The 18,954-nt window shown below is 40.8% G+C and carries 15 protein-coding genes (1 of these 15 running past the window's edge); 11 read left to right on the plus strand and 4 right to left on the minus strand.

All coding sequences use genetic code 11. The annotated features are described in order from the left end of the window. The 3 genes in view from FHG67_RS15620 to FHG67_RS15630 are tightly spaced (at most 35 nt apart) and all read left to right on the plus strand, a layout consistent with a single transcriptional unit that may run on beyond the window. Window positions 1-238 carry the 3' portion of a cytochrome c-type biogenesis protein CcmH gene (locus FHG67_RS15620; RefSeq protein WP_004501609.1) on the plus strand. The gene continues 350 nt to the left of window position 1, outside the view, so only the last 238 of its 588 coding nucleotides appear in the window; the start codon falls outside the window, past its left edge; the stop codon is at window positions 236-238. Further along, complete coding sequence (locus FHG67_RS15625; RefSeq protein WP_004501616.1) at window positions 238-642, plus strand: zinc ribbon domain-containing protein; 405 nt, start codon at window positions 238-240, stop codon at window positions 640-642. The genes FHG67_RS15620 and FHG67_RS15625 overlap by 1 nt, the downstream gene beginning before the upstream one ends. Before the next feature lie 35 nt (window positions 643-677). Beyond that, entirely contained in the window at window positions 678-1,313 is a 636-nt protein-coding gene (locus FHG67_RS15630) for a hypothetical protein (RefSeq protein WP_232423629.1), read from the plus strand. A 639-nt stretch (window positions 1,314-1,952) separates the two neighbouring features. Here FHG67_RS15630 and FHG67_RS15635 read toward each other — a convergent pair. Together FHG67_RS15635 and FHG67_RS15640 are read right to left on the minus strand one after the other, a co-directional pair. Further along, window positions 1,953-3,278, minus strand: a complete 1,326-nt coding sequence (locus tag FHG67_RS15635) for a thiolase family protein (protein WP_002632751.1) — start codon at window positions 3,276-3,278, stop codon at window positions 1,953-1,955. Between the two features lie 43 nt (window positions 3,279-3,321). After that, window positions 3,322-4,182: an acyl-CoA thioesterase gene (locus FHG67_RS15640; RefSeq protein ID WP_004496425.1), complete on the minus strand. Its 861-nt coding sequence runs from the start codon at window positions 4,180-4,182 to the stop codon at window positions 3,322-3,324. 163 nt (window positions 4,183-4,345) lie between these two features. On the opposite strand from FHG67_RS15640, the gene FHG67_RS15645 reads away from it, so the two are divergent. The 3 genes from FHG67_RS15645 (at window position 4,346) to FHG67_RS15655 (ending at window position 6,834) form a co-directional block, all read left to right on the plus strand. Beyond that, on the plus strand, window positions 4,346-4,957 hold the full coding sequence (locus FHG67_RS15645; protein WP_004496917.1) for a TetR/AcrR family transcriptional regulator: 612 nt from the start codon (window positions 4,346-4,348) through the stop codon (window positions 4,955-4,957). A gap of 451 nt (window positions 4,958-5,408) precedes the next feature. Beyond that, window positions 5,409-5,804, plus strand: a complete 396-nt coding sequence (gene msrB, locus FHG67_RS15650; protein ID WP_179078702.1) for a peptide-methionine (R)-S-oxide reductase MsrB — start codon at window positions 5,409-5,411, stop codon at window positions 5,802-5,804. A gap of 112 nt (window positions 5,805-5,916) precedes the next feature. Further along, window positions 5,917-6,834 carry an esterase/lipase family protein gene (locus FHG67_RS15655; RefSeq protein WP_004501637.1) on the plus strand — a complete coding sequence of 306 codons (918 nt, stop codon included), beginning with the start codon at window positions 5,917-5,919 and terminating at the stop codon, window positions 6,832-6,834. A 693-nt stretch (window positions 6,835-7,527) separates the two neighbouring features. Here the strand turns inward: FHG67_RS15655 and FHG67_RS15665 are convergent. Then, the gene (locus FHG67_RS15665) at window positions 7,528-8,031 is read right to left on the minus strand and encodes a crossover junction endodeoxyribonuclease RuvC (RefSeq protein WP_004496854.1); all 504 of its coding nucleotides are present in this window, start codon (window positions 8,029-8,031) and stop codon (window positions 7,528-7,530) included. Window positions 8,032-8,117: 86 nt separating this feature from the next. Continuing rightward, a complete protein-coding gene (locus tag FHG67_RS15670; protein WP_142499843.1) occupies window positions 8,118-8,867 on the minus strand; it encodes a YebC/PmpR family DNA-binding transcriptional regulator in 750 nt (249 codons plus the stop codon). A 56-nt stretch (window positions 8,868-8,923) separates the two neighbouring features. Between FHG67_RS15670 and FHG67_RS15680 the strand changes: the two genes are divergently transcribed. The 5 genes from FHG67_RS15680 (at window position 8,924) to FHG67_RS15700 (ending at window position 18,894) form a co-directional block, all read left to right on the plus strand. Beyond that, entirely contained in the window at window positions 8,924-9,688 is a 765-nt protein-coding gene (locus FHG67_RS15680; protein ID WP_016758716.1) for a Tll0287-like domain-containing protein, read from the plus strand. 290 nt (window positions 9,689-9,978) lie between these two features. Then, window positions 9,979-10,452 (plus strand): hypothetical protein, encoded by a 474-nt coding sequence (locus tag FHG67_RS15685; protein ID WP_004498795.1) that lies wholly within the window; start codon window positions 9,979-9,981, stop codon window positions 10,450-10,452. Window positions 10,453-10,836: 384 nt separating this feature from the next. Beyond that, window positions 10,837-11,553, plus strand: coding sequence for a hypothetical protein (locus FHG67_RS15690; protein WP_004496808.1), 717 nt, complete (start codon window positions 10,837-10,839; stop codon window positions 11,551-11,553). A 400-nt stretch (window positions 11,554-11,953) separates the two neighbouring features. After that, complete coding sequence (locus tag FHG67_RS15695) at window positions 11,954-12,595, plus strand: transferase hexapeptide repeat protein (RefSeq protein ID WP_004497002.1); 642 nt, start codon at window positions 11,954-11,956, stop codon at window positions 12,593-12,595. Window positions 12,596-14,028: 1,433 nt separating this feature from the next. Continuing rightward, window positions 14,029-18,894 (plus strand): DUF4132 domain-containing protein, encoded by a 4,866-nt coding sequence (locus tag FHG67_RS15700; RefSeq protein ID WP_142499844.1) that lies wholly within the window; start codon window positions 14,029-14,031, stop codon window positions 18,892-18,894. The last annotated feature ends 60 nt before the right edge of the window (window positions 18,895-18,954 follow it).

The following is an 18,954-nucleotide window of genomic DNA, read 5'->3' on the forward strand; positions in this document are numbered from 1 at the left end:
TGGAATGGCGAACTCGGTCGTTTTCGGATTCGGAGAAAATATTTTGGCAGCCCCCGATTCTACGTGGATCAATTTCAGCCTTGCGCTCGCGGGCCTTTTGGGGATTTTATGTATCTATCTTTACGTTAAACGTAAAGATCCGAACATTTCTAAACAGACAGCTCCCGATAAGACCGTCGAACAAAACGAAGATTCTTTCCGTAAATATCTTTTCGAAATACAGGAAAAGCAGAAATAATGGACCTTCTACTCATTCCATTTTATATCATTCTCCTCGGGATCGTAGTTTCTCCGTTTTTATACATTCGATTTGCAATTCACGCCAAGACTTCCGAAACGGAATCTGAAAAGTTGGAACTGATCAATCGAAGGGAAATAATCTTGGAAAACCTAAGGGACATCAAAATAGAATTCGATACGGGAAAACTTACCGAAACCGAATTTCAAACCATCTCCTCAGGAATTGTAAAGGATCTGGAAGATTTCGACGAAAAAATCTCTCAAAATATTCCGAAACAACCTCGGACTCAAATTTCGACTCCGTCCTCCACTCTTCCAAAATATTGTCATGAATGCGGCTTTAAGATCGAAATTTATGGAGCGAAATTTTGTCCTTCGTGCGGAACCAAATTAATCGTATAACAAACGTTTGTCGAAAAGAATATTCAAAGTTATCAATATACTTATGTTTTTTTCCGATTCTCTTCTTACCTACTTGTGCAGGAAAAGACTTAAAACTCCAAGGTGAGCCGAATCGCCTTTCCGAATTGCCCTACTACGGGGCCGGATTTCAAGTTTCCGCGTCCAGGATCGAAAAAGAAGATTTCGACGAAATTAGAAAGGATCTTAAAAACGAATTAGCTTCGAGAGTTACGAAGGACAGAGTCGAAAAATGGAAAGAAGTAAGTTCTATCAACGGTTCGGAAGGTATTTATATTCTATTTCAGATTGTTCCAGAAACGAGAGTTCTTCCGGAGTTTTTGGAATTTCAATTTTCCTTAAACGATAAACCTTCGGAAAAAATCTGGAATTACTACATTCAAACGTTCACCGCGAGAGTTCGAAACTATCGTTTTTCAGCTCTTCCTTTTTACGGAGCCTTCGGTTATCCGTATCAAACTGTTCCCCCCGGTGTTTATCCTTCCGGAACGATCCTTTACGATTCGGACGTGATCACCGCGACGGAACATATCTATCGTTTTTTGGTTCGTTTTCCCAAGGATGCGCTGGTTTCGAATTCTTCGAATAAGAATTTTTTCCAAGTCGTAACCCCGACAAAATCCATTCTGCGTTTTGAATATTATGTAAAATGAATATATTTTTCGTCTCGTTTGCAATAGAGTTTTTGAAAAATTCAATGGTCGATATGAAAAAACCTTGAATCCTCATTTCAACGAAGCAAAAACAAATGAGAATTAATTTTTCAACAATTCTAATTGCTTGTCTCTACATAATTGAGTTTCCAAGATTCTGCCTTTAAACAGGATTTGTGCTAAAGTTAACGGCACTTTCCTTTATGTAGCGTGAGTTCGGCGGTTGACAGTTTGGGCGAATAAGAAACTAAAGTGCAGCGGCTTCCTAAACTCAGCGAATGCCTCTCTATGGATCGGCATTCAGTCGAAACATAGAATCGCTTTCGCATTTGTTATATCGAACTCACGTTATGTAGCAACTGGGAACTACATGATGAAAATGAAATATATATATATAGGAATATTTCCATAAGAATCCATACGCCTTACATAACAATAACAGGAAATTCAAAGTTCTCTTTGAAAAATATTCGCATAGAATACGGAGTTTTCACTCAAACGGAATGTAAAAACGGATACGAAAAAGAATAGAAAATACAAGTCCAAAAGCCCCGACTAAGACCGGAGCTTTTGGACTTCCATTCCTTCTTTGGAAAGACAGGAGATTGATCTTTATTTTAGAAAAGCTTAAAGTTCCAATCAACCTTTAAATCTTTCGATCAACATAGACCCTGCAATACCGCCGTGAGCACAGGCTGTAATCACGACCTTGTTGGCAGAAGAATCCTCCTTTAGGTCCATGATCGCATTTGCAATCAAACGGATTCCGGTCGCACCAAACGGGTGACCAATAGCGATAGAACCGCCATTCGGATTGATCTTTTTAGCGTCGAAAGATTTTTCCCAATCCCAACCGGTGTCCATTTTGATTTGTTCGAGAGCTCCCACGGCGGTTGCGGCAAATGCCTCGTGGATCTCTACGTAATCGATGTCTTGAATTTTAAGACCCACATCGGCTAACAACGCTTTGGTAGCCTCTGCTTGTCCGATTCCCATATTGTTCGGATGAACGCCTTTCATGTGCCATCCGGACATAACGGCTTCGATTGTCAGTCCGAGTTCTTTCGCTTTTTCAACGGTTGTAACGATTACACCCGCGGCGCCGTCGGAACGAGGACTTGCGTTAAAGATGGAAACCGTCGGGCCATGGGATTTTTTAAGATCCTTTGCGTATTTTGTTTTGAACTCTTCGAATTTCATTCCGGGATTGTCAAACATAAGCATAGCACGTCCCATACGAGTCGGGTTTTCCACCAAACCTTCGCGCAGGCCCACCGCTTCGTCGATGGCAAGTTCGTTTCCTTCGTCGTCTTTCATCGGAATAATGTAAGGAGCGTATCTGCCCGCTTTAGAAGCTTCTAATGCTCTTTTGAAAGATTCAAAGGCTACTTTATCCTGAACTTCACGGGAGAGAGCATAGTTTTGTGCTACAATTTCCGCGGTTACTTGCATTCCGTAAGAGGTTTCTCCGTCTCCGAGTCCGTCTTCCAGAGTATCCCTTAGCTCGACGCCTTCAGGAAGATTATCCGGAAGAAGTTTTTTGAGTTTATCAAGAGATCCCGCTTTCTTATTCAAACGAGCGTTTTTAACGATAAAAGGCATGGAAGTTTGAGATTCCTCGCCGATTGCGAGGAACACTTCCCCTTCGCCGAGTATGATTCTGCGAGCCGCTTCCGCAACCGCTTCCATACCGGAAACACAGTTATTCGCAACCGTGATACAAGCGATTTCGTCTCTCATTCCGACCAAGTTAGCGATCACTCTTGCAGAATTAGGCGCATTACTAAATCCCTCTCCGACCACGACTCCGTCGATTTGAGACGGCTTCAGTTTGCTTTTAGCGAGAATGTCTTCCGCGACTATTTTCCCCAGATGATGTCCAGGGTATGGTCCCAGAGCTTTCGCGATCTGAGCAAAAGGAGTTCTTCTTGGCGTACAAAGAGCCAAAGGTTTTGCTAATTTCATTTTCTTTCTCCAAACTTTAAATTCTTAACAATCAATATCATATTCACTTTTTAGAATATTCAAAATTCTCCACATATTCGCCCACAAGTCTTTGAAACTCTTCCGGCGCCTTTTTGGGACGGGCTTTGGTAAGAGAAACCACCAACTGCTCGTCCTGCACCGCAAAGTATCTCAGACCGCTTTCCGCATCCGTAACTTCGTGTCTCATGTAGCTCCGGATTTTTTCAAAAGAATGAATCCACGTACTGACTTTGATCCTCCGCCCCGCAGGAACGGGATGAAAAAACTTAAAAACACCGCCCATAAAAAACATCGTGGTGTCCATCTCCACAAAACGATTCAGTGTCAGTCCAGTCTCGGTGGAAAAAAACCATCTGGAATCCTCAATAATTCTCCAGAGGTAAGCCGGATTATATTCTCCGAATATATTTCTCTCGCTATAGAGAGTAATCATTTCGGTATCCACAGTTTTACAAGTTCCTCTAAAATCGGGGATCTGCGGAAATTGATCGAATCCGTTCATCTCCGTTTTTTCCAAAGGAAGTAGGTCAATCGATCTTCCGCCTTTTTCCGAAAACGTGAGCGTTTTAATTTCCGCCGCCGGAATTCCCGCATCCGATAAAACTTTTTGATCCCAAAAAATCTTACCGTCTCCCAATGGGAATGCTTTGGTTTCCGTTCTTAGATTAGTTCTTTCCATTTGCTGAGCGAGAAATCGAATCTGAGATTCCAAAGGATGAATCACAACTCCCTGAGATAGAATTTCCCTTAGAGAAAATCCGTTTTCTTCCAAGATTCGAAATCTGCCTTCCAGACAGAAATTCTCATAAGTCCTGCTAGTCACATGCCTTTGAGTGTCGAGATCGGATATCCGAGTCACGAGTTGAATTTCATTCGCGATCATATCGACCTCCGCGTGTTAGGAAGATTCTAACCCTAGTTTAGACTGAGCTAAATTTAGATCAAACAAAAAAACAGAACGAACGTTCTGTTTTTTTGTTCTTATTTTTCAAATTCATTGACAGAAGATCTTTCCGGTTAAAGACTGAATCGTATAGAATTACGGTATGAAAACTCAACCGCGCAAAAAGAAAGAATCAGGCACCGGTGTTCGGGAAAGAATCTTAGACACGGCCACCTCTCTTTTTTATAAACAGGGTTTTTCCAACACCGGAATGAGACAGATCATTCAGGAATCCAATTCCGTGGCGGCGAGTCTATACGATCATTATCCTTCCAAAAAAGAATTGGGACTCGCTTATCTATCGCGCCAGGAAGAAAAAACCCTCAGCGATTTACAAGGTTTGATGGATCGTTATCCGGACCTCGGTGAATTTTTAAGAGCCTGGGTAATTCTCAAAGAAAAACAAATCCGCCACGGAGAATTTGTGGGATGCCCTTTTGCAGGTTTTGCGAGTCAAGTAATGGACTCTGATCCCGAATATACCGAATTCTTAAAGGATATCGTAACCAAATGGATTCGGATGATCAGCGATTACCTTCAAAAAGCGATCGGTTCCGGTCAGCTTAAAAGAAACATGGATATTCAATACGTAGCGAGAAGAATTTTGATGGCCTATCACGGTTCAGTTACAATGTGGAGAATGACCGGGGAACTTCGTTTTATCCGTGAAATGGACCATTCCCTCCGCGAAATCGTGGAAGAATACAGGTACTAGGGGTCAGATGTCAGGAATCAGTGGTTAGTTAATTTACAGAGTAAGGTAATTTTACCTTGTTAAAACCCAGTCGCCCTTCCATCTGAACCCTGATTTCTATTCACTGACTCATAGAACGTTTACACATATCATAAAGCGCGATGAACGAGTTTCAGGAGTTAAGAAACTTAAATGTTGATGAAGCCTACCGATTCCCTGTAAAATAGAATACCGTTAATTTGAGCACCAATTCCGTCTTTAGACGCAGAATTTTGGACACTCTATTATATAGAGATGGGTAACATTGTTGTAAAACGAAACGGCCGATTTCAGTAACTTGTCCAAAATCCAAAACGAATTTTCCATTATGAAAAACATGATTTTATTCCCGGCTATTACAGTATTCTTGATATTTTCAGGTTGCTGCAAAGCCAACGGCGACTCAAACCAGACAAATCAAAAAGGAGGAAAGATGAACTACGAAGTCAACAAATCCGAAGACGAATGGAAAAAAGAACTCACTCCAGAACAATATAAAATTCTAAGACAAAAGGGAACCGAAATGGCATTTACCGGAGCCCTTTATAAAAATCACGATAAAGGAACCTACGTTTGCGCCGCCTGTGGCGCCGTTTTATTTTCTTCCGAAACCAAGTATGAATCCGGGTCCGGTTGGCCTTCTTTCTATCGACCCACAAAAGAAGGCGCTGTGAGCGAAGAAAAAGACAACACCCATGGAATGGTGAGAACCGAAATTCTCTGCGCTAAATGCGGAGGACATTTAGGCCATGTCTTTTCCGACGGACCGAAACCCACCGGATTACGCTATTGTGTCAACTCCGCCTCTTTAAAGTTTCAGAAAGAATAATTCCGAAAAACGTTTGAATTTTCGGAAATATTCTTCTTTTCGTTTTTTGATTTTCAAGGGGTGGCAAAGACAAAAATAATACCTAAATCCGGAATCAATCGGGAGAAATTGTATGAATGTTCATCTCACCTACGTATCCGACAATCGTTCCGTTCGAAATCCGATTTTACAATTTTTAGCGGAAAAATGGTACACGATTCTTTATTTCTGGCATATGATCATCGGAATTTTTATCGAACTGGAAAATTCTCCCGAAGGTGATAAACGCCCCGTAGTGTTGGTTTCCGGACTTTTAGGTAGAACTCTCTCTTGGGAACCGATGTTGAAATATCTTTCCGCAAACGGACATCCGGTTTATACGGTTCCTCTCGGATTTCAATTGGGAAACATCCGAAAAAAAAGCAAAATTTTAGAAACGTTTCTTATCGAAAAGAATATCAAAGACTGTTATATCGTAGGTCATTCGATGGGTGGCTTGATCGCTTCCGGCCTTACCTACAAAGGAAGAGATCGTGTTAAGAAAATTTTCATCGCGGGAACTCCCGTAAAAGGAACATATCTCTCATATTTCCTACCCATGTTCATCTGTAGTTGGCAGATGATGCCGAATTCCAAGTTCATCCGAGAAGTCGGTGAAGTATTCGGAAAGTTGCCTAATGTACAATCCGTTTTTACGAAAAAAGATCAGGTCATTCTTCCCTCCGAGAATTCTCGTTTAGGTCACTTCGACGACGTGGAACTTCCGGAAGCGGGTCATCTAAATCTATTTATGGGCCCTCTTGGAATCGAATGTTTGTCCGATTTGATCACCGCGGAAGAAAAAAAGGACCCAAAACCGACTATTAGAAAAGTAGAATCTTCTAAACAACCGAAAGATGTCGAATTCTCGAAAACGCCCTCCAAATCCCCCGCGTCTGCCTCCAAAAAAAAGTCCGCCCCTAAAAAAAATTCGTCCCCTTTAAAACCCGCGAAGTCGAAATCGATTCCTAAGAAAAAGTCGGCTCCGGTAAGGAAAAAGAAGAAAAAATAAACCGCCGCGTTAGATTTTAAACTTGTAAATCCCCGCGAAAAGAACGACTAACGTTCGAAACGTAAACCGCATTCATAAAACGGAAAAATTCTTTGTGATTCGAAATTTTGAATTTGATCGGCAAAACTCGACAAAAAGTCGAACCTTTAAAATTACAAAACTTCCGTTTGAAGGAACGGAAGTAGAACAATAGCAAGAAAATTTCGATCCTACGCGTATACGCGTAGTAGGCACGACCGGCGGTTTTCCGCTCAGTGCTCGCCGACGTCACAACCAATCTACACAAGTATTTGAATCGCAAATAAATCCGTCGGAAGTACGACAATTCTCCGTAAAACGCCGTGCCCCACCCTGATTTTGGGTGGTGGAGGCGGGTTCGCGGGAAAACCTCGGAAGATTTTTCTCTATCAGAAAATTATACTTTTTGCAAGTAAAATGCCTCGTTCTTGTCGGAACATTTGAAAAATTCGCGTTTTGAATTCTCCTCACTCCGAAATTCTTCTCAACTTGCGGGGTTAGTTACGGTCCCGATATATTCCCAAACTATACTTTAACGTGAGTTCGGCGTAACAAATGCGAAAGCGATTATTATGTTGCGACCGTAGGCAGCAACACTTTAGTTAAAGCGCGGTCGCGAGCCATTTTATCTATGAAACTCTCGCGAGCGTTCGCCCAAACTTTCAACCGCCGAACTCACGTTACTTTAAAACGCGCCGCAAACAAAGGACTGGAGCTCATCGAAAGACCGACATAGGCCGCGGCAACAGCATCCCAGGAGTCGTCGTGTCCTTTGAGCAAATCAATATCGAGCAGGAGTTTCAAAGCTTGACGGATTTGTTTTTTATCCGCGGTTCCGCTTCCGGTAGTTCCTTTTTTAATCTGAGAGACCGTAGGTTCCAGAATTTGAATATTCATTTCCGCTAAAGTAACTAAAAGGACTCCCCTTGACTCGAATACTCTCGACGCGGTCTTTTTATTTTTCGAAAAAAACATTTCCTCAACCGAAGCGACGGAAGGCTTGAATTCTTTCAAAATTTCCGTAAGTCCCTTCCGCAACACCAAAAGATTATTCGGACTCGGAGTTCCCGAAGGAACCTCCACGGTTCCATAGGTCAAAATGCGGATTTTAGAGGCGCTTTTTTCCAAAATCGCGTAACCGGCTCGATGAGAACCCGGATCAATCCCGATGATTCTCAAGTTAAAAATTCCCGAGTAAACGAAAAGACCCGCTTTTTCCTTTCGAAGTATAGAAAAGAGAAACGGTTAGAAGGTTTTTCAGAGAATCATTCAAATTCTTTTTCGAGTGAAGCGGCTAATTCGAAGTTGGACGTTACGGAAGTAACATCGTCGTGCCCGTCAAGTTGCTCGATCAACTTCATCACTTTTTCCGCGACTTCTTTGTCCGCGATTTCGGAGCTGACAAGAGCGATATAACGAATTTCCGATTCTTCCGATTTCAGCCCTTTTTCGTTTAGCGCCTGTAATACGGATTCGTAATCGTCCGGGGTAGTGATGACTCGATAAACTTCTCCCTCGTTGATTACGTCTTCCGCTCCTCCGCCTACCGCAAGGTCCACCAGTTCGTCTTCTCCGATTTGAGAAGATTCCAAAACGATCACTCCTTTCTTTTCAAAAAGCCTACTTACGGAACCGGAAGTCGCAAGCGAACCCCCTAGTTTTGTAAGAATACTTTTAATCTCCGGAGTCGTTCTAGACTTTTTGTCGGTCACTGCAGAAACCATGATTGCGATTCCACCTGACCCGAAACATTCATAAAGACATTCTTCGTAAACGACCCCTTCCAGATCTCCGGTTCCTTTTTTGATCGCCCTTTCTATATTATCCTTGGGCATGTTTACCGATTTGGCTTTCAATATTGCAAGTCTGAGTCTAGGATTTCCTTCCGGATCCCCTCCTCCCATTTTTGCCGCCACCGTGATTTCTTTCCCGACTCTTGTAAAAATGGCTCCGCGCTTGGAATCGATCGCGTCTTTCTTACGTTTGATCGTTGCCCATTTGGAATGTCCGGACATGATTTATCCCCTACGAATTGCTTTTGATAATCGAATCAAGCTTGGGTTGATTCTGGATGATACTTTCCAGAAATCAAAAAAAAGACATTCTGTCCATCCTTTTCAAAGGAAGAATGAACAGGCCGCTTCGAACATTCACGGATTTGAAGAAGCAGAGAAGAATTTTAAAATCCTTTTCCATTGTAAAGGGAGAGGTTAGAATGGATTCTATGAACGCTTTTTCAAAATTTTCTCAAAAACAATCTCGCGTTTTTTTCTCGTATAAAAATCATCCGGTAAAGTTATTATCTCTCTTTTTTTTCATTCAATTTTTTGCGGCCTGCGATTCGGGACAAAACGCGGAGAAGAAAGAAATTTTATTTCGGCTGATCTCGGAATTTCAAATCGATTTACAGAAAAATTTAGAATCGGCAATTCGAACGAAGGGAATCGTAGGCGCAATCGATGTCTGTCGAACGATTTCTCCCCAAAAGGAAGCGGATCTCAAGAGGGAATTTCCCGGAGTTCTTATAAGAAGAGTTTCGGAAAAACCCAGAAACCCGAGTCATCAACCCGAGGTTTGGGAAACCGAAATCTTCGATCAATGGAAAGAATCTCAAAAAACCGGAATGGCTCCCTACACGATCGTTTTATCCAAAGACAAAGAAGTTCGGATTTTACAACCGATCATCCTTCAAAATCCGACCTGTTTACAATGCCACGGAGGTCCTCAAGATATAAACCCGGCGGTATCCAAAAAAATCGCCGAGCTTTATCCTAACGACCAAGCCAAGGGTTACAAATTGGGAGAACTGAGAGGAGCCTTTTCCGCGACTTGGTAATATTTTATGAAATACTTACAGCTTGTTCCAAAAATAAAATGCTTACGGAACTATATTAGAGTTGTTGAAAAATTCTATGGTTCAGTTTAACAAAACCGCTTCAAACATCCTTTTTAATGAAACAAATGAGAATTAATTTTTTAACAACTCTTTTGTTGATTTTTTCCATCGGACTGAACGCCCAACGCCAACAGATAGAGACGATAACAATCAAAGGTGAGAATTATACTGTACGCTTGGACGATTCCGGATTTTCCGTAGTGAATTCCAAATGAAATAGAATCCTGAGTTTGCCTTTTAAAGACAGTGAAGAGATAAAATCTTTTGAGTTTAAAGACTTTAATAAAGACGGTTACGAAGACATTTTTTTGGAATGGTCTAATCTTTTTGTAAACGATTTGAGGAGTCTTTATTTGTTCATTCCATCCAGCGGAAAATTTAGAAAAATAAAAGACTTTTTTATTCCGGCTCCGACTCCAATCCAAGGAACCAAATACTTTTATTCTTATTACCAAGCGGGTTGCGCAAACTACGACTGGAAAAGCGGCTTATTCACCATCGAAAACTATAGAACCGTAGAAATTGGAATCATCGAAGGCAATGGTTGCGAAACTCAAAACGGTAGCATCGACATTTATAAAATAAAAGCGAATCAAAAAGTGCTCATTGAATCGCTACCATTGGACACAATCGAAAACTATCAAGACAATAAATTTGGATTCATAAAAGAATATTGGGCGAAAAATTATCGAAAATTCAAATAGAATCGAAACAATTTTCCCGACATCACAAATAAGTAATCTCAAAAACCAACATCTGATAAATACGAATCGATATTTTACTGATCCCTACAAAAAAGAGTACCATTAATTTAAGCATAAATCCCGCGTTTGATAAAGAATTTTAGACACTCTTATTATGTAGAGATGAGTAAAATTGAAAAATGGCTTTAAAAGATGCTAACCAGCGTCAAACTTTGTCTCCTCGCTTCGTTCGGATTGCTCATGCAACCCTCACTGCGGGCTTCGACACATTTGCTTTGTCACTCGCCTTGCAAAGCAAGTCTCGCGCCAATTCTTTCGCGTGCTTAGGCACACTCCAAGAACCGCAGCAAACTTCGAGGAAACTCTTTCGTTAGGCGCCATTTTATGAAATATATAGTACTAAAAGAAAGCTTAGAGAATGCGAAGGAAGAAATATTCGAGAGCCTTCCTAATAGGATACGACCAATTTGGGCAAGTTTTATTCTTACCCGATTTAGCAAATTTATAGGTGAAATTCCAGATGTAGTCCAAGAGCTTTTCGAAATCGTTAACGATGAGAAAGAATGGTTTCGAGCGAAAAAACAGTTTGAAACTATTAGGAACTTCAATCTTAGAACAACGAACTTTCAACCGAATTCATATATGGATCTTGCTGAGTTAGTCGCCAAAATTACGTATAATGCCTCCGGCAATGTAGTGGGGCCTTTTGATCGAGATAGTGGTTCGTGGATTACAACGTTTGCTTTTTCAACGGCCAATTACTTTAGTAAAGATGTTCTCGATTATGAGATAATAGTCGGACTTTCTATTGCCCGTAAGATTGGGGCAGTAAGTAAAGACATAAAGCGAATCTATGACTTATTAGAGTTCAAAAGTATTGATGATGTTCTTTGGCTTGATTGGGATCCATTAGGTGTGAATGATACAGAACATCGAGATGAATATCAGGGTTATACAGCGAAAATATTCAATTTAAAGAGAAATGGTGCAACTGCCCTTCAAATTGCCAATCATTTGCTCGACATTGAATTAAATTCCATTGGTGTAGGACGAGGTCGAGACTTTTCTGAAAAAGCCGCTGAGAAGATATTTCGAATATAATTTTTGACTATTCATAAAACGTAGCCTAACGTTGTTTGGGATTGCGAATGCGATCCTCATACCGACTTCGCACATTGCTTCGCCATTTGCCGTGGCTAAAATCGTTCGAACGTCGCACTGGTCTAGTCACGGAAAAGATCGTACTCGTGCAATGCCGTTCCATTTAAACGACATTCTTCGGATATTACGAACAGGCGCTCAATGAAAATCGTTACCCGTCCTATCAAACTTGTCATCGCCATTTTCAAGCGCCTTTCTTTTTGCTTGGCTTCAAAACTTTAGAAGGCTCGTAAGTTCGTTATAAAATTTCGATTTCGATAGCTTTATTTCTTGGATGCGTTATTATGATCCTTCTAAGGTAAGCCAACCGTTATTGGCACTTTAAAAATTGGGAGAAGAAATGGAAATGAGCGTAATATATCTATACGTAGATGACGAGGGATGGAAAGAATTCGACCTGTCAAATAAAGAAGAATTATACAAACGGAATATTAAAATTTCACCAAGCTCAAAGATCGGAAACAATGCAATATTCAAATACAACGTAAGGATCGGAAACGGAGCAAATATCGGAAATAGTGTTACATTGGGATTCAATGCAAATATTGGAGACGGTGCAAAGATAGGAGACAATGTAAAGATAGGAGACAATGTAAAGATAGGAGGCGGTGCAAAAATTGGGCACAATGCAAGTATTAGGGACAGTACAAAAATTGGAGATGGTGCAAAGATTGGAGATCACGCAAAAATCGGATACGACGCAAATATTAGAGATGGCGCAAATATTGGGGACAATGCAATCATCGGACACGGTGCAAAGATCGGATATGGCGCAGTTGTAAAATCGATTATCTTTTCAGGGTCGAATCACATTGTCTCGTATTGGGGAGAAGATCGTATCGATATAGGTTGTATATATAAATCTATTGAAGAGTGGATAGAAAGCTATGAGTTAGTTTTAGATGAAGAAGGTTATACCGAGGAACAAATTGAGGAATATGCCCGATACATTAAGTTGATCAAAGCTCTTCATGATTCGTAAAACGAGGCGACTCATGTATAATAGCCAAAATAAGATCGGCAGATAGTATCAGTAATTTTGTGTAAATGACACTCTTTTTAAAGGCAGTGTCAGCGATATTGTGTAAATGAGATACTTTAAAACGAATCCAATATCAGTCAATCCCCGAAAATTTATTCATAGAACTTCGCCCTACCTCCCATTCTAAATGCTCGTCGAGTAAAGTTCTAGGAAGGCGCTTCACGAATACGACTTTGTCGAGATAATAACCGTTCACGAGTGTTCCCCTCCGCATATCACCAAAAAAACGCGTTCACAATACGGATTCGAATTCCCCTCACTGCTCATCAAATTGTTAAACGAAGAGGACGAAAGTTCAGAGTTCTTTCCAAAAGCGGATTGAATTTATTCTCAAAAAAATTTCAAATTTAGTTTTTCATCAAAGCATAAATAGTTCTAACTATAAAAGTTTATAGCGTCACCGAAATAAACTCCTTCACTTTTGAAAAACACCTCTTTCAACTCAAAATCTTTTTACTGATCCCGATAAAATAGAGTACCGCTAATTTGAGAACAAGTCCCGAGTTTAAGCGCAGAATTTTGGACACTCTATTATATAGAGACGAATACGATGGCAAATTTATTGGAGATATGGAGAAAGAATTTCAAGAGTGACGGAAGACTTGAAAGATAAAAGTAAAACTACCGTTCAATCGTAAAACTAAAACGAAAGGATTAATAGGTACTCCGCTGAATCCTTGTATGCGTTCGTCGATCCGATTCCTCTTTTGATGATCAAGGAAAATTTGGGCGAGAATTTTTTTGTGGTACGTAAAGTTCGATTCGATATCTCAAGACGACTTCCAAGGACGTATTTGCCGAATCCGCAATTTTTCCCGAAGATTTAAACCGAATTCAGAAAGAATGAAATCGAAAAAAGAAAACGTTCTTTAGAATTAAAATCCCGATCTTGGAAAAAACCGGGGAATTGGCCGCTAAAACGACAAAGCGCTTTATATCCGTAAAAAGCTCGGGCGTTTCTATCAAAAGAAAGATGGAACGAAACAGATAGAATGCTTTATGTTTTTTGAATATTAAAGCGGAAAATTTCAGCCAAGCTAGGTTTTTAGAAGTAATCTCAAAAATACTTTATCTTTTGCTTACAATGTTGCTTCTAAATTCCTAAGATATTTTTGAAATAGCTTCTAAAACGAAGAATTTTTCATCCGTAAAAAACGAAAGAATCCGGTTCTTTCGCAGTTTGAATTCGATCTTTATTCTTATAAATCGACCGCTTGACTCAATCTCGCTCTACAATTCGAAACCACAAACAACAAGGCAATTTATAATTTGCGGAAAAACAATCCGTAAAAAAATCGACAGTCCGCTACAGATACATTATTAAGCCTTATCAGCGAAGGCAAACACGAGATTCCCTCAGTAGTAGGAAAACCATGAAACACCAACTCATCTATCAGGACGCAACCTCCAATAAATTTTGGAACATCGAAGCCGCAGGAAATACGTTCACCGTTACCTACGGAAAAATCGGAACCAACGGACAAACTCAGACGAAATCGTTTGACACCGAAGAGAAATGTTTGAAAGAAGCACAGAAATTGTTAAGCGAAAAGCTGAAAAAGGGATATCAAAGTTCCGGCGAAACCGACATTGCCGTCTCGACCGCTTCTCCGAAATCCGAGGAGAAAAAACCGACAAAAAATAATACGGAAACTTCTCCAACAAAGAACGCCGAATCTGAACAAACAACGGATCCATCCGCAGCAAACGACGTCGCAGTCGAATCAAAGTCGGAAACGAAAAACGCAAAAACTCAAGTAAGATCGGCGGCGATTTCAGGAAATGGCGCCGTAGTCGACAAAACTCCGCAAACACATTCAAAAAATGGAATTCATTCTTTTGAGAAAAAGCAACTCAAAGAACCCGTAGCCAAAACTCTGGGGCTTTCCGAAGAGGATTTGCGGATCAAAACGAGCGCTGCGGTTCCGATCACTCCAAAAGAAGCTCCTCAACCTTTCGATCTCAAAACGAGGATAGAAAAACTTTCTTCCTTAAAAAAAGTAGTCAACTCGTGGACGGTGGATTGGGCCGATCAAAATATTCCTTTGTTTATGAGCAAGGAAGAGGCGCATTTCTGGTTTTTGGCGCTGTCTTGTATGGAAAATTTAGACGGTTACGAGGAGAAAAAAAGTCAACGTACGATTCAAAAACTTCAAAGCTTTTTAAGTTCTCAAACGATCGACGGCAATCTGAGCCTCGAAAAAGCGATGACTCTTCTGGAACGAGAAGAAGATAACTGGAACTGGAACTCGAAGGAAAAAAGAATCACACCTCCTTGTTATATTACACTTTCATTCTATGTTTTGTTCGGATTGGAAAAAACAATTCATTTTTTGGCGACCTATCATCGGAAAAGCCTATATTATGAAACTGGAACTTATGCGGAAGGTTTTGCGAGCCTTTTGCCAATTTTGGACGAATCGGAAAGAGCATATTGTAAGGAATGGATCAAACTTTATTTAAAACCGAAAGAATTGGAATCGGAAGAAGCCGCCATCGCTCCTTTCCTGATCGCTATGAACCTGGGAATGAAGGAGGAATTATTATCAATCGTGGAATCCTGGAAGGATAGAAAACCGGCCCGAAGCCATAGCAGCCATAGCGATTCCGAATATAGAAAAAATATCATCTTTCAATTGGACGATTCTGAAATTGTAATACGAAATATGCGTAAAATCGGACATTTGCTCGATTCCGCCGAGGAAGTCAAACGATGGCTTTTAATTACCCAATATTCCGATCTGGAATGGGTCGCGCTTTCCATCAAAGAAGTTTTCAACAGCTCCAGCTATTATAGAGATCCGTATAAGGAAATGTTAAAGTTATTTTTGGGAATCAAGGCTCCCGAGATTGCCAAACCGTTGTTATATCTCTACGCGCTTCCCAAACTCGCGGCGGAAACCAAAAGCTGGTTTCTCGAAAATCCGTATTTTGCGATCGAAGGTCTCGTTCCTGCGGTCGTAGACAACGACAAAAAGATTTCCGAATTGGCGATCGACATTCTCCAATCCCTTTTTGCTAGAGGTTACGGAAACGTGATCGTCCAGGAAAAGGAAAAACATTCCGCGGAGATCCAAGAAAAAATTAAAAATGAAATATTAGAAAATTCTACTTTAACTGCCGAGCCTTTCGACGATTCTACGACTCCCGAGTGGCTTTCCGATTCGATCCGCGAACTTCCCAAAAGCAAGCCGATCACCTGGGTCGTTTCGGAAGAACTTCCTCCGATTCTCGTTCAAAAGCGAAAACTTTCCGCAATTCAAACGGCCGCCGTTTTGTCCGAGCTGAAAGAGAAAGGTCTGGAAGGGAATTCTCCCCTTTTGAAAAGCTTAAAAGAACAAGCGGAACAAGTCAGTCTGGACGACTTCGTTTGGAAACTGTTCGAAGTCTGGATTTCTCTAGGCGCTCCGAGCAAGGATAAATGGGCCTTTACCGCCTTAGGTCGATTAGGCGGAGATCGAATCGCTCTCAAGTTGACTCCTCTGATCAAAGTATGGCCGGGAGAATCCCAGCACCAGCGCGCCGTTTTAGGTTTGGAAATTTTAAAAACGATCGGCTCGGATACGGCGCTTATGCAGTTGAACGGAATCGCTCAAAAGGTGAAGTTCAAAGGTCTCAAAGAGATGGCCAATACCTTTATGGAATCCATCGCCAAGAAAAAAGGACTTAGAAAATCAGAACTCGAAGATCGTGTGGTTCCGGATTGCGGTCTGGACGGAGAAGGGAAAAGAGAATTCGATTTCGGTCCTCGTAAATTTCAATTTGTACTCGGTCCCGATCTGAAACCTATGGTCAAAGACGAAGATGGTAAATTCAAAGACGATCTCCCGAAACCGAATTCAAAAGACGACGCCGACTTAGCGAACGCTTCCGTGGAAGAATGGAAGCTGATGAAAAAACAGATCCGCGAAATCGGTAAAATCCAAGCGCAAAGAATGGAACAGGCCATGGTAACCGGAAGAAGATGGAAAACGGAAGAATGGGAAATGCTTCTCGCCAAACATCCGTTAATGACTCATATCGCCAAAACTCTTCTTTGGTGGGTTTGTTTTCCCGATCGAGATAAATCGATCGAAGTTTTCAGACTTACCGAAGAAAGGGATTACGCGGATATATATGATAAATCTTTAAACCTTCAAGGAGGTGCTTACGTCGGACTCGTTCATCCTTTGCTGCTTTCGCAAGAGGAGAAAAAAAACTGGGGACAATTGTTTGGCGATTACGAAATCATTCCCCCGTTTTTACAATTGGGAAGGCCCGTATACGTTCTTTCGGCGGAAGACAAACTCAAACGGGAAATTCCCGGATTTACGAATTCTAAGGTAAAAGCGGAACTGCTCGTATTCGGATTGGAAAAAATGGGTTGGTCTCGAGGCGCCGCAGGAGACGGAGGAGGAATCGACGAGCATTCCATACAATTTCTCGGAGATGATGTAACGGCGGTTATACGATACGACGGAGACGATCTTTCCTACGGAAACATAGGCGGCCAGGATTTGGAATTGGAAGGGGCTTATTTCGTCAAAGGTCTTCGCGAACCTTCTTGTTACGAAGACAAGGAAACGAAACTTTCTTTGGAGGAAATCAATCCGATCGCGTTCAGCGAAACTCTTCATAGTTTGTTGCAGGTCAGCGGATTTTCATATGCCGCTTCGAACGAAAACAGTTTGAAAGAAGCCAAGGAAATTCTGCTCAAAAGTCTGCAAACTCCGGAAAAGAAGGAAGAAGTTTTCGACGAAGTCGATTATACGGAAATTTACAACGGCTTCTCAGCCGCTTGGAAAAAACTTCTTTCCGATTCTCACGAAATTACAAGATCTAAAAACCACAAAAACATTCCGAAAATCACAAAAATATATATTGGAAGTTCCGATAAAATCACATCAATTCAGGAGCTGAAATACTTCACCAAACTGGAAGAACTGATAATTTCTGAACCCATAAAAGACGCATCCGTTTTAGGAGAGTTGAAAAATCTCAAAAAAATCGAGTTGCGTAGATTGAACGTAAAAGACCTGATTATCCTCAATTTCTGTATTCAATTGGAGGAAGTGGTACTAAAAAATATTGAAGGTTTTGAATCCGATTTTGATTGCAGCGGCTTGTTAAAAGAATCCAAAGCGAAGATCGTTTTAGATCTTTCCCAAAATAAATTCGAACGTTTTCCCAATGCGGTGACCACTTTCCAAAGTTTAACTTCGCTTTCTCTCAGAGCTTGTAATCTTTCGGGGATTCCGGAAAGTATCGGAAATTTAAAACGACTGAACAATTTGGATTTGACAGGCAATATACTCAGTAGCCTGCCGGAAAGTATTGGAAATCTAGAACAATTGACCGATCTTAGTGTTCGTAGTAATCGACTTGCTACCGTTCCGGACGCAGTGTCTTCTCTGAAGAATTTAGAAAAACTTTACCTTAAAGAGAATCAAATTTCTTCTCTTCCTTCTTCGATTCAAAATCTGACTTTCTTAAAGGAGCTAACGTTATCGAAAAATCAATTTTCGGATTTTCCGGAACCGATTTTACATTTAAAGAATTTAACAGATTTATCGTTAAACGAAAATCCGATCCGTATGTTACCGGAAAGGATCGACAGCCTATCTTGCCTTAAATCTTTAGATATCGAAAACACGTTGGTCGAGTCTTTACCGGAAAGTATAGAGAAATTGACCCAATTGAAAACTTTACTTTTCGAAAAGACCGGAATTAAAGACGTTCCTGATTTTCTAGACAACATGAAATCTCTTACGAAGATTACTTTTAAAAGTGAAGAATTCAATAAACTCAAACAATGGTGTGATTTTGAACATAAGAAATATATGGTAGAGCTTCAATCAAAGAAATTTTCGGAAGCTGCGACAAAGATCAAATCCTTGTTTTCCGAAAAAGGAACCGATTTTTTTAAACTCAATCAATGGGAAGTAAAACTAAAAATTTCCGAAATATACGACCGTAAGGCTGAGAAGTTCGCCTCCGAAGTGTATGCGTTAGCCGCTGTCTTAAAGGACCAGGAAATTTTTTCCATCGCCTCCCGAATGACGGGAGACCGATACATCAACGCAAGACTTCCGTTCAATCGGGCTCGTTATTTTGCATTGACCGAACAAAAGGAGCCTATGTTGGAAGCGATTCGAAAAGCGATCGAGTTAGGGACTGAAGCGAGTAAATTTACAAATGACAACGACTTTGACTTTTATAAAAAAGATCCGAATTTTTTGGAGGTGATCGGCGAAAGTTAATATCGGAGCCGGAATTTTCGGATACGAGTTAGTATATTAGAATATTTATATGAAACTCAC

It is taken from the genome of Leptospira weilii (assembly GCF_006874765.1).
GTDB classification, from domain to species: Bacteria; Spirochaetota; Leptospiria; order Leptospirales; family Leptospiraceae; genus Leptospira; species Leptospira weilii.